This window comes from Saccharopolyspora gregorii (assembly GCF_024734405.1).
GTDB lineage: Bacteria > Actinomycetota > Actinomycetes > Mycobacteriales > Pseudonocardiaceae > Saccharopolyspora_C > Saccharopolyspora_C gregorii.
Genome location: NZ_CP059556.1, coordinates 5,504,855 through 5,516,637, shown reverse-complemented (window position 1 = coordinate 5,516,637; position 11,783 = coordinate 5,504,855). Strand labels below are relative to the sequence as shown.

Sequence of the window (11,783 nt, the reverse complement as noted above, 5' to 3'; positions counted from 1 at the left end):
ATGAAGGGGAAGTCATGGCGCAGCACTCGAACGGCCTGCACCACCACGGATACGTCGAGCGGTCCGCGCTGACGCACGCGTTGAGCGCCGCGGAACGGCGGATGCTCGACCCCGACGAGGTCATGCACTCGCCCGACGAGGTCGCCGCCTGGCTCGCCGGAACCCTGCGCGCCGCCATGGGACTCACCGAGGACGAGGTCGCGTTCACCGACGAGACCGAGATCTGGCTCGCCGAATCGCGGCGCGGCGAGACGATCGTGACCGGCCTCAACGACGGGCCGACGATCACCGCGGAGGCCGTGTACGACAGCAACTGCGAGTGCGAGCGGCAGCTGAAGCCGGTGTCCCCCACCAAGAAGCGCCGCTGAGCCCGCCGGTGCGGCCGGTCGTCCCGCGCGGGCCGGCCGCAGGCTCCCCGCAAGATCGGATGCCCCGCCCGGACGGCGCCGCCGGCGGGGCGCTCAGCTGCGGCGACGGTGGTGAGTGCTAGAACCGGCGGGGAACCGGTGACGTGAGCGTGGAAGGGGATCGGGGCGTGTCGGAACTGCTCAGCCCGCACCGCATCGCCCAAGGGCTCGGGCTGCACCCGCCGACGCCCGAGCAGGCCGCGGTGATCGCCGCACCCGCGGAACCGGCGCTCGTCGTCGCGGGCGCGGGCGCGGGCAAGACCGAGACGATGGCCGCCCGCGTGGTGTGGCTGGTCGCGAACCGGCTCGTCACCCCGGAGCACGTGCTCGGCCTCACCTTCACCCGCAAGGCCGCCCGCCAGCTCGCCGACCGGGTGCGGGCGCGGCTGCGGCGGCTCGCCGGATCGGGCCTGCTCGACGAGGTGGACCCGAGCGGGGCGCTGCGCACCCAGGTCCTCGCCGAGGAACCGACCGTGCTGACCTACCACGCCTACGCGGGCAGGCTCGTCGGCGAGCACGGGCTGCGGATCCCGGTGGAGCCGGGCGCGCGGCTGCTCACCGAGACCGCGTCCTGGCAGCTCGCGCACCGGGTCGTGTCCACCTGGACCGAGGACCTGGACACCGAGAAGGTGCCGTCCACCGTCACGAGCTACCTGCTGTCGCTGGCCGGTGAGCTCGCCGAGCACCTGGTGCGCCCGGAACACCTGCGGGAGCACGCCGAACGGCTCAGCCGCCTCATCGAGGACGCGCCGCGGGCGAAGCGGCAGCGGGCCGAACTCCCGCAGGAGCTCACGAAGATCATCGCGGCGCAGCGGTTGCGGGCCGCGCTGCTGCCGCTGCTGGAGGCCTACCAGCAGCAGAAGCGGCGCGAAGCGGCGATGGACTTCGCCGACCAGATGTCGCTGGCCGCGCTGCTCGCCACCGAGCACCCCGAGGTGGTGGCGGGTGAGCGGGAGCGCTACGGCGCGGTGCTGCTCGACGAGTACCAGGACACCGGCCACGCCCAGCGCGTGCTGCTGCGCGCCCTGTTCGGCGGCGCCGCGCCCGGCACCGATCCGCTGCCGGTCACCGCGGTCGGCGACCCGGCTCAGGCCATCTACGGCTGGCGCGGTGCGAGCGCCGCGAACCTGCCCCGGTTCACCACCGACTTCCCGCGCGCCGAGGACGGCACCCCGGTGCCCGCCCGCCGCTACGGGCTGCTGACCAGCTTCCGGAACCCGCCGGAAGTGCTCAGCCTCGCCAACGCGGCCTCCGAGCCGCTGCGCGCCGCCGGGCTGGAGGTCGACGAGCTGCGCGCCCGCGACGGGGCCGGGGCGGGCGACATCCGCGCCGTGCTGGTCGAGGACGTGCGCACCGAACGGGACTGGGTGGCCGACCGGATCGCCGAGCAGTGGCGCGCGGCGCTCGACGAGACGGGCGCCCCGCCGACCGCGGCCGTGCTGGTGCGGCGGCGCTCCGACATGGCCGGGCTCGCCGGTGCGCTGCGCGAACGAGGGCTGCCGGTGGAGGTCGTGGGGCTCGGCGGGCTGCTCGACGAACCGGAGGTGCGGGACCTGGTGAGCGCGCTGCGCGTGCTCGTGGAACCGCTGGCCGGGTCGGCGGCGATGCGGTTGCTCACCGGTTCGCGCTGGCGCCTCGGCGCCGCCGACGTGGCCGCGCTGTGGGACCGGGCCCGGCGGCTCGGCGCGGGCGCGGCCGAGGGCGGCGAGGAGGTCGCCGACCAGCTGCCCGGCGAGCACGCCGAACAGGCCGGGCTGGTCGACGCGCTCGACGACCCCGGCGCGCCGGAGGGCTACTCGGCCGCCGGGTACGAGCGGATCCGGCGGCTCGGCAAGGAACTGGCCGCGCTGCGCCGCAGGCTGGACCAGCCGCTGCCGGAGCTCGTCGCCGACGTCGAACGCACTTTGCTGCTGGACATCGAGAGCCTCGCCCGTCCCGTCGGCGCCGGTCGCATCCACCTGGACGCGTTCGCCGACGTCGTCACCGACTTCGCCACCGCCAGCCCGTCCGCCCCGCTGTCCTCGCTGCTCGACTACCTCACCGCCGCCGAACGGGCCGAGGACGGGCTCGAACCCGGCGAGGTGGAGGTCGCCGAGGACCGGGTGCAGGTGCTCACCGCGCACGCCGCGAAGGGCCTGGAGTGGGAGGTGGTCGCGGTCCCGCACCTGGTGCAGCAGGTGTTCCCCGGCCGCAGGCACTCCGGCTCGTGGCTGACCTCCGTCACCCAGCTGCCCGCGACGATGCGGGGTGACGCGCAGGACCTGCCCGACCTGGACCTGGACCGGCTGGGCGGGATGGACCGCAAGGAGATCGCCGACGAGCTCAAGCGGCACGACGGCGAGTTCGAGGACCGGCGGCTCACCGAGGAGCGGCGGCTGCTGTACGTGGCGCTGACCCGCTCCGAACGCGTGCTGCTGCTGTCCGGGCACTGGTGGCAGGAAGGCGGCAAGAAGCCGAAGGGGCCGTCGCCGTTCCTCACCGAACTGGCCGACGTGCTGCGCGGCACCGGCGCGGGCGAGATCCAGCGGTGGGCGGACGAACCCGGCGAGGACGCGGAGAACCCGCTCGCCGACGCGCTGCTGTCGATGTCCTGGCCCGCGGATCCGCTGGGGGAGCGGCGCAGCGCGGTCGCGGCGGGGGCGGACCTGGTGCGGGCCGCGATGGCCGCGCCGGAGCCCGCGGCGGACCGGAGCGTCCCGGCCGGGGCGGGCCGGTCGGTGGTGGCGGGCCGGCTCGGCGAGGAGCCGATCCCCGAGGAGCCCGGCTTCCCGGAGGAGCCCGGCTTCCCCGAAGAACCGGACTTCCCCGAAGAGCCCGAGTTCCTCGACGCGCCTGAACCACCGGACGACCTGGAACCACCGGACGACCTGGAACCGCCGGACGACCTGGAACCGCCGGACGACCCCGAACCACCGCCGGAACCCGACTTCCTCGACGAGCCGGCGCCTCCCGAGGAGCCCGGAACCCTCGCCGAGCCCGCCGCACCGGACGTCCCGGCCGAGCCCGAACTCCCCGGAGCAGCAAGGGTTTCCGACGACCCCGGGCCGGCTCCCCTCGACGACCCCGAGGTCGATCCCGACGAGCTCAGCTGGGCCCGCGACGTCGACGTGCTGCTAGCCGAACGCGACGCCGCCGCCCGCCGCCGCGAGCAGGTCGTGCTGCCCGGGCACCTCTCGGTCAGCAGGCTCGTCGAGCTCGCCGCCGACCCGGAGGCGCTCGCGCGCCGGTTGCGCAGACCGCTGCCGATGCCGCCGAACCCGATGGCCCGCCGCGGCACCGCGTTCCACGCCTGGCTGGAGCACCGGTTCACCTCCAGCGCGCTGCTCGACGTGGACGAACTCCCCGGCGCCGCCGACGAGACCGCGCCGCCGCGCGAGGACCTCGCCGGGCTGCAGGAGGCGTTCCTGCGCGGTTCCTGGGCCGACCGGGTGCCGCACCGCGTGGAGGTGCCGTTCGAGACCCAGGTCGAAGGCGTCGTGCTGCGCGGCCGGATGGACGCCGTGTTCGCCGACGCCGACGGCGGCTGGACGGTGCTCGATTGGAAGACCGGCGCCGTCCCCGCCGACGACCAGGTGCCCGCGCTGGCCGTGCAGCTGGCCGCCTACCGGATCGCGTGGGCGGAACTCGCCGGCGTGCCGCTGGAGCGGGTGCGCGCGGCGTTCCACTACGTCCGGCACGACACGACGCTCAGCCCCGCGGACCTGTTCGACGGGGACGGGTTGCGCGAGCTGCTCACCTCGGTGCCGGACGTGTGAAGCACGATCGGGTCGAGACCGTCCACGACACGGGTGAGATCCACACCTTCGGGTGGCGGATCTTGTCGTAGCCCGTTCGGACGCATGAACATGCTCGGGATGGATCAGAACACGGAGTGGAAGCTCAACACCCCGCCCGAGGCGGAAGTCGTCGTGGACACCGACGTGCTGTCGCTGCGCGTGCCGCTCGTCCGGGTGAGCCGCGACGACGCGGGCACCTGGTCGTTCACCGGCCCCGGCGGCGAATCCCGGCCCACCAAGCGGACCATGCTCAACGCGGTCGTCGGCGCCTGGCCGCACGTCGCGGCGCTGTCCGACCTGGAACCGGGCGGCAGCGTCGTGTGGTCCTGGGCCAAGCACGGCTGGACCGGCGAGTTCGAGTGCCGCTGCGGCAACTGCGACCAGCCCGTCGCCGCCGACCTGGACCGGCGCACCTGGCCGCCGGACCTGCACCCGAACACGCTGATCAGCGTGGAGAAGACCACCCTGTCCGGGCAGGCGCCGCTCACCGACATCCTGTCCACCGCGGGCGGGATCGCGTTCCTCGGCCCCGGCGACCACCGCCGCACCAGCGAGCTGATGACGCCGGTCGCGGTCGCCAACGTGATCCGCCGCTGGCCGCACACCATGCAGGCGCTGCGGGCCGCGAAGGAAGGCCGCGGGCTCGGCTGGAACCCGCACGGGATGAACTGGCACGAGTACGTGCTGGCCTGATCTCCCCGCACCGGGGGAGCGATCGGCGGCGGTACCGCTGGGGGCCGCCGCTGCGCGGGCTCAGCCCGTCGGGTTCTCCGCCAGCTCCGGATCCCGTTGCAGCACCAGGGAATACAGCACTTCCTGCAACCAGCGGCCGAACAGCGAGGAGCTGAACTCGGGGGAGCGGTCCTCCGGCGGCAGCAGCACTTCGGACGGTTCCCCGCCGTGGTCGGCCACCACGCCGATGCCGTAGTAGTCCAGTTCGGTCATCGGCCACGGCCGGTACGGGTGGCCGCGCGGCAGCACCACGCTGCACGGCGCCAGCGTCATCAACGTGCCGCACGCCCGCGGCCCGTACTTCGCCTTGCGCACCGGAACCAGGATCCCGACGACGTCGACGGCCGCGACCGGCAGGTGGTCGTGCATGGACGGCTGCGACCAGGACCGGAACCACATCGGGTCGTCCTCCGGGGCCCAGCCGTGCTCCCGGCGCCAGAGGTGCACGTCCCGCCGGATCCGGGTCACGGCCGCGAACCGCGCTCCGAGCACCTCGACGTGCGGAACCAGATGACCCTGCCAGCCGAGCGCGTCGGCGGCGTGCTCAAGCTGCTGCACCGGGAGATGGTAAACCGGTCGACCCGTCGTGGACTACGTCCGGTGGCTACTTCGTTGCGGTTGAGCGAACTCGCAGGGCCCAGGCGATCAGCGGTAGTTGCAACGGGAGCCTGCCGTAGGCGATGGCCCGCTGCGGCAGCGGTTTCCGCCGGTAATCCCACGCCATCTGCACGTTCGCCGGGAACACGGCGACGAACAGCCCGGCGGTGAGAAGCCCGCCCCACCGGCGCGTCCGCGGATTCGCCACCGCAGCGGCACATCCGAGCTCCGCGACCCCGGACAGGTAGGTCCAGGTGCGAGCGGATCCGGGCAGCTGCTGCGGCACGATGCCGTCGAACGGTTTCGGCTTCGCGAAGTGCAGCACGCCGGCGGTGGCGAGCACGCCGGACAGCAGCTGCGCCGAACGGGGGAAACTCATGCGTCGCAGCGTTGCACGATGCGCCGCCGGTCGGCAATGGCCCGGGTGACGCGGCGCACGGGAGGTCTCGCGGTGATCGCCTGCCCCGCGGGTTATGTTCGGCGGCAGCAGATCCAGCGGAAATCGGGGGAATCGTGGGCGAAGACGCCGAAACCGGGCGCGAGGCGGCGCCGTGGTGAGGCGCGGCGGGCCCATCCGCGCCAGCCACCTGATCAGCGGCCGGATGCGCCTCCCGATCACCGAGCGGCTCACCGACCGCCCGGACCACACGCTCGTCGGCGTGATCCGGATGCCGGAGGCCGCGATCAGCCCGGTGCGGTCCATCGTGCGCCGCATCATCGGCGCCACCCTCGCGCTCGCCGCCACCGTCGCCATCGTCTACGTCGGCCGCGACGGCTACCGGGACACCGCGGGCGGCGAGCTGAGCCTGCTCGACGTGGTCTACTACGCGACGGTGTCGCTGTCGACCACCGGTTACGGGGACATCACTCCGGTCAGCCCGCTCGCCCGGCTGGTCAACGTCCTCGTCATCACCCCGCTGCGGGTGCTGTTCCTGATCGTGCTGGTCGGCACCACGCTCGAAGTGCTCACCGAACGATCCCGGCAAGCGTTCAAGATCCAACACTGGAGGACGAAGGTGCGCGACCACGTGGTCGTCATCGGGTACGGGACGAAGGGCCGCTCCGCGGTCACCGCGCTGCTCGGCGACGGCGCCGACCCGCAGCGGATCGTCGTCGTGGACACCGATCACGCGGCGCTGGAAACGGCGTCCTCGCTGGGCCTCGTCACCGTCAACGGATCCGGCACCCGCTCCGACGTGCTGCGCGTCGCGGGAGCCACCCGGGCGCGCGCCATCGTGGTCGCCCCCGCCCGCGACGACACCGCCGTCCTCGTCACCCTCACCGCCCGGGAACTCGCGCCGAAGGCCCAGCTGGTCGCCGCGGTGCGGGAAGCGGAGAACGTGCACCTGCTGCGCCAATCCGGCGCCGACTCCGTCGTCGTCTCCAGCGAGACCGCGGGCCGGCTGCTCGGCATGGCCACCACCACGCCGTCCGTGGTGGAGATGTTCGAAGACCTCCTCACCCCCGACGTCGGCCTCGCCATAGCGGAGCGGGAAGTCGAAGCCCAGGAGGTCGGCGGCTCGCCCCGGCACCTGCCCGACATCGTCCTCGGCGTGGTCCGCGACGGTCGGCTGTTCCGGGTGGACGCCCCCGAAGCCGACGCCATCGAGGACGGCGACCGGCTGCTCTACGTCAAGAAGGTCACCCCCGCCGAGCCGTGACACCCGGTCACCGGCGCTGAACGCCGGGCTGTGACGGCCTTTTCCGAAGTTCTGGCAACATTGCGGTGTGAGGCGACGAGGCGGTTCGGCATCGGTGGCGCTGATCCTGGTGGCGCTCGGCCTGCTCGGGATCGTCGTGGTGGCGTTCTCCTGGTGGCGGCTGCCGAACATCGGCTCGGCCGACGGCGGTGCGCAGCAGGCGACCGCGACCGTGCTCGAATCCACCCCGTGCGGCGAGGAATCCGAAGGCGACCTCGTCGAAGTGCGGGTGGACGGCGAGACGCGGCAGCTGCGGCTGGACGGCTGCGGGCACACCAAGGGCCAGACCATGCAGGTTCAGGTCCCCGCGAACGGCAGCGCCGTCCGGCCCGGCGGGGGCGCCGACGGCGGCGGGCTGCACGCGCGGGCCAGCTGGGTGCTCGGCACCCTCGCCGCCATCGCGGGCGGTGGCTACGCCCTCCTCATCACCCGACCCCGAGCGCTCGGCTGATCGCCTGTCCCTGAACCCGGCGGGTCGTGTCCGTTTCCTGTCAGCGGCGAAGCCGCTGAGCCGCCGACCACGCACCCGGGCCGACCACCCGCGGGTTCTGCGCGGTTCCCTCGCGAGGACAGCGATTTCCCTCGTGGCGGAGCCACTTGGGAAATCGATCCCGCAGCGAGGGGACCGCTGAGGTTCCGCCACCCCAGCGCCGCACAAGAAGAGTTGAGCAGCGCGCGTTGTGGGAGGACGTCAGTCCACCTGGTCCGGGTCGGCTAGCCAGGTGTTGCACTCGGTGACGCGGTTCTTGTAGAAGCCCTGGTCCACCCAGGCGGTGTTGGTGGCGACGCTGCCGTGGTCGGGCTGCGGGTTGTACTCGTCGCCGCGGCCGCGGGCGTCCGCCAGCGCCGCGAAGATGATGTCGTTGTCCATCCCGCCGTTCTGGAACGACGCCAGCGCCATGCCGCCGAAGCAGGTGGCCTGCAGCTCGGAGCGCCGCGTCAGCTCCAAGCCCGCCGGGCTGGTGCCGTTCGCCTCGTACGTGGCCTGGGTGTAGGCCTCGTTGATGCCGCTCATGCTCTGCACCGCGTGCCCGAACTCGTGCGCGAACTGGCCGAGGAACACGCCCGGCTCGGTGCGGCCCTCCTTGTCGGCGTAGTAACGGGCCGTCATGTAGATCGTGTTGTTGCCCGGGCAGTACATCGCGGTCTGGTCCCAGGTGCGGGTGCCGCAGGGGCTGGTGACGGTGCTGTCGGTGGTGACCACGTCCGGCATCCGCACCGGCAGGTTCGCCTCCTCCAACGCGGGGGTCCACATCTCCATCAGGCAGGGCAGCGCCGCCTCGTAGAACGCCGACTGCGAAGCCGTGTCGGTGGCGAACTGCGGCAGCGGGCAGGGGGTGTTCACCGCGCCGTTGCCGTTGATGTTGATCGGGTTGTCGCCGAGGGTCGCGACCGAGCGGGCCGGGGTCGAGTCGACGGAGGCCGACGTGCTCGGCTCGGTGGAGCTGGTGGGGGCCGAGCTGGTCGCCTCGGAGGTCGGCGCCGCGGAGGTCGTCGCGTTCGCCGAGCCGTCCCCGGTCTCGCGCACCGGGCCGGGGTAGTCGGCGGCGGTGTCCCGCTTGGTGAGCGCGCTCACGCTGATCGTGCCCACGCCGACGAGGAACAGCGCGGTGATCACCAGCGCCAGCACCAGCGCCCACGGGGACTTGCGCGGCGGAGGCGGCGGCGCGGGCGGGTGGCCGCCGGGGCGATGCCAGGGCGGGGCCCCGTTCCACTGCTGCCCGTTCCGCTGCTGTCCCGTCCACTGCGGTCCGCCCCACTGCTGCTCGTCCGGGCGGGGCGCGTTCCACTGCTGGCGGGACCACTGCTGCCCGTCGGGTTGCGGCGGGGGCGGCAGCTGCGGCGGGAGGTAGTGCGGTCCCGGCGCGCCGCCGGACTCGGTCGGGGGCAGCGGTTGCGCGGCCGGGGGCGGACCCACCGGGCGCTCACCCCACGGGGGCTGTGGCTGCGTCATGACCGATCTCCCGGCTTCGCCGACGACTGGAGCGGACCGAGCTTAGCGGTGCCGGGACCGGGTCCCGTGCGCTGATCGCTCCACATCGGAGCAGGTGGCGGCGCAGCGGCGGCGCGCACCGGCCTGCCCGGATCCGGGTGCGCGGGATCCGCCTGTGCTGGTCCGGCGGCGCCGCCCAGGACCGGCGCGCAGGTCGGCAGGGGTGCTCGGGACCGGCCAGGTCCGTCCGATGTGGACTGAGCGGTGCGTGCCGTCCGGTGGGCGGTGGCGGTCCCGGGATCCGGGTCGGAACCGGCGCTTCCGGTCATCGGTCGGCTCCTCGGCTCGTCGGGTCGTCGGCTCGTCGGGTCGTCGGGTCGTCGGGTCGTCGGGTCGGACGGAGATCGAGGGTAACCAGGCGGAGCTAGGGTCGTGCCGTGTTTCGCGAACCGCGTTCGGGACCGGGTGGGAAACCCTCGCCGACCTCGCTGCTCGCCGCGGTCGCGGTGCTGGCCGCGGCGCTGCTCACCGCCGCTCCGGCCGCCGCCGCGCAACCGGTGAACGTGCTGCCCGGCACCGCCGCCACCGACGTGCGGGCCAAGCTGGAGCGCGACGGCGCGCTCACCGTCACCGAGCGGATCACCGTGCCCGCCGGGAATCCGGTGCACCGCACCATCCCGCTGCGGCAGCCCGCCGCCGACGGCAGCGACCGGGTGTTCTCCCTCGCCGACGTGCGGCTCGACGGCGGGGACGTGCAGGTCGGTCCGGACGCGGTGCGGCTGGTCCTCCGGCCCGGCGAGGCGACGTTCCGGTACGCGGTCCGCGGCGCCGTCGCCGACGACGGGCCGGAGCAGGAGGTCCGCTGGCAGTTCTCCGGCGGCTGGGACGTGCCGGTGGACCGGATCTCGGCTTCGCTGCTCGCCCCGCAGGTGCCGCAGGACATCACCTGCCTGGCCGGGCCGGTCGGCGGCGACGAGCGCTGCGACCGGTACGAGATCGGCCGCGCCCAGCAGGTGCAGGCCCTCCAGTTCGGCCTCGCACCGGGCGACCGGCTCGTGCTGTCGATCCGGGTCCCGGGCGGCGCGGTGCCGTCGAACGCCGTCGCCGAACGGCGCTTCGACCCGGCCCACGCGTTCTCGCCGCACCCGGGTGCCATCGCGGGCGTGGCCGGGGTCGGGCTGCTGCTGATCGGTGCGCTCGGGACGCTGCGGCACCTGCGCCGCCGGGACGCCCGCACCGCCACCGCGGTGACCGGGCCGGCCGAGGTGCTGACCACGACCGCAGCCGGGACCACCTTCACCTCGCCGGACGGGGTGCTGCCCGGGCACGTCGGCACCGTGCTCGGCGAACGGGCGGAGCTCGTGGACGTCGCGGGCACCGTCGTGGACCTCGCGGTGCGCAACTACCTGGGGATCGAGGAGCTGGCCGCGGACTGGCGCATCGTGCGCCGCAACCCGCCGGACGCCGCGTTGCGCGATCACGAGCGGGCCGTCCACGACCTCCTGGTGGGTGAACGCGATCAGGTGGTGCTCGGGGAGCTCGGTCGCGGCGACCTCGCTCCGGTGCGGGAAGCGCTCTACGCGGAGGTCGTCGCGCGGGGCTGGTTCTCCCGCAGGCCCGACGCGGCGCGGAACCTGTTCTGGTGGGGCGGGCTCGGCACCGCGCTCGCCGGGGTGCTGCTCGCGGTGCCGCTGGCGCTCACCGGGCCGCTGGGGCTGATCGGCGTCGCGGTGGCGGTCGGCGGGCTGGTGCTGACCACCGCTGCCCGCTCGCTGCCCGCCCGCACCGCGCGGGGCGCCGTGCTGGCCGGGCGCCTGCGAGGTCTGCGGGCCCACCTGCGTTCGGTTCCGGTGGCCGCCTTCCCCGCCGCCGATCGGGAAACGGCGTGCTTCCGCGCGCTGCCGTACGCGCTGGTGCTCGGCGAGGTCGAGCGGTGGCTGGCCGCGTGGGCGGACCTCGACGCCGCGGACGCGCCAGTCGCGCACTGGTACCGCGAGCGGGGAGCGGTCGCCGACCTGGCGCACCTGCGGGAGGCGCTGCCCGCGTTCGCGGCCCGGCTGTGCACCTGCTCCGCCGCGCACCGACCGTCGCCCGGTTCGCCCGAACCAGTGACCACCGCAGCGGCGTCGCGCTAAAGTGTTCGTCATTCACTGGGGAGATCATCGGAGTCCAGAGGGGCCTGGGGATGACAAGCGCAGAGGCGGGCGGCTTCGCCGCGGCGAAGGAAGGTCTGAAGGCGATCGGCGCCCAGACCCAGTCGATCAACCAGCAGGTCAGCGCGGGCAAGCTCGCCCTCGACCCCCAGGTCGCCGAGGACGCGGCCAAGCGGGTGGAAGAGGAGCGGGAAGCGCTGGCAAATCTGCTGCGGAAGGCGCAGTCGCTGTCGACAGTCAAAGGGCTCGGTGACTACCCGGATGGGCAGCAGCTGGCGAAGCGGTTCGAAGACAAGGCAACGGACAGTCAAGCTGGAGCCATCCAGCTGATCCGAGATCTGCAAGATGAGTTGCAGAAGCAGGCTGATGCGTTTCGGGCTGCTGCCCGAGATTATCGGGCTACTGATGAGCAGAACGCCGACGATCTCAGACGAGGTATGTAGTGAACAGGGTTTTCCGGTCTTCGCTCGTATTGGCTACGAGTC

General features: G+C 73.5%; 10 protein-coding genes. 7 read left to right on the top strand and 3 right to left on the bottom strand.

Annotated features, from left to right (window positions below):
• The first annotated feature begins 14 nt into the window (after window positions 1-14).
• The 3 genes from H1226_RS24075 (at window position 15) to H1226_RS24065 (ending at window position 4,876) form a co-directional block, all read left to right on the top strand.
• The gene (locus H1226_RS24075; RefSeq protein WP_258342906.1) at window positions 15-368 is read left to right on the top strand and encodes a hypothetical protein; all 354 of its coding nucleotides are present in this window, start codon (window positions 15-17) and stop codon (window positions 366-368) included.
• Window positions 369-535: 167 nt separating this feature from the next.
• Window positions 536-4,162 (top strand): ATP-dependent helicase, encoded by a 3,627-nt coding sequence (locus tag H1226_RS24070; protein WP_373689981.1) that lies wholly within the window; start codon window positions 536-538, stop codon window positions 4,160-4,162.
• Between the two features lie 99 nt (window positions 4,163-4,261).
• A complete protein-coding gene (locus H1226_RS24065; RefSeq protein WP_224955992.1) occupies window positions 4,262-4,876 on the top strand; it encodes a hypothetical protein in 615 nt (204 codons plus the stop codon).
• 60 nt (window positions 4,877-4,936) lie between these two features.
• Here H1226_RS24065 and H1226_RS24060 read toward each other — a convergent pair whose 3' ends face one another.
• Window positions 4,937-5,473 carry a hypothetical protein gene (locus H1226_RS24060; RefSeq protein ID WP_224955991.1) on the bottom strand — a complete coding sequence of 179 codons (537 nt, stop codon included), beginning with the start codon at window positions 5,471-5,473 and terminating at the stop codon, window positions 4,937-4,939.
• 46 nt (window positions 5,474-5,519) lie between these two features.
• The gene (locus H1226_RS24055; RefSeq protein WP_224955990.1) at window positions 5,520-5,891 is read right to left on the bottom strand and encodes a DoxX family protein; all 372 of its coding nucleotides are present in this window, start codon (window positions 5,889-5,891) and stop codon (window positions 5,520-5,522) included.
• A 223-nt stretch (window positions 5,892-6,114) separates the two neighbouring features.
• On the opposite strand from H1226_RS24055, the gene H1226_RS24050 reads away from it, so the two are divergent.
• Together H1226_RS24050 and H1226_RS24045 are read left to right on the top strand one after the other, a co-directional pair.
• Window positions 6,115-7,173, top strand: coding sequence for a potassium channel family protein (locus H1226_RS24050; protein ID WP_258349493.1), 1,059 nt, complete (start codon window positions 6,115-6,117; stop codon window positions 7,171-7,173).
• Between the two features lie 67 nt (window positions 7,174-7,240).
• Window positions 7,241-7,663: a hypothetical protein gene (locus H1226_RS24045; protein ID WP_258342899.1), complete on the top strand. Its 423-nt coding sequence runs from the start codon at window positions 7,241-7,243 to the stop codon at window positions 7,661-7,663.
• Window positions 7,664-7,903: 240 nt separating this feature from the next.
• On the opposite strand, the gene H1226_RS24040 is transcribed toward H1226_RS24045, so the two are convergent.
• Window positions 7,904-9,166 carry a neutral zinc metallopeptidase gene (locus H1226_RS24040; RefSeq protein WP_258342897.1) on the bottom strand — a complete coding sequence of 421 codons (1,263 nt, stop codon included), beginning with the start codon at window positions 9,164-9,166 and terminating at the stop codon, window positions 7,904-7,906.
• 416 nt (window positions 9,167-9,582) lie between these two features.
• Between H1226_RS24040 and H1226_RS24035 the strand changes: the two genes are divergently transcribed.
• Both H1226_RS24035 and H1226_RS24030 read left to right on the top strand, forming a co-directional pair.
• Window positions 9,583-11,280: a DUF2207 domain-containing protein gene (locus H1226_RS24035; RefSeq protein WP_258342896.1), complete on the top strand. Its 1,698-nt coding sequence runs from the start codon at window positions 9,583-9,585 to the stop codon at window positions 11,278-11,280.
• 50 nt (window positions 11,281-11,330) lie between these two features.
• Window positions 11,331-11,741 (top strand): hypothetical protein, encoded by a 411-nt coding sequence (locus H1226_RS24030; RefSeq protein ID WP_258342894.1) that lies wholly within the window; start codon window positions 11,331-11,333, stop codon window positions 11,739-11,741.
• Window positions 11,742-11,783: the final 42 nt, after the last annotated feature.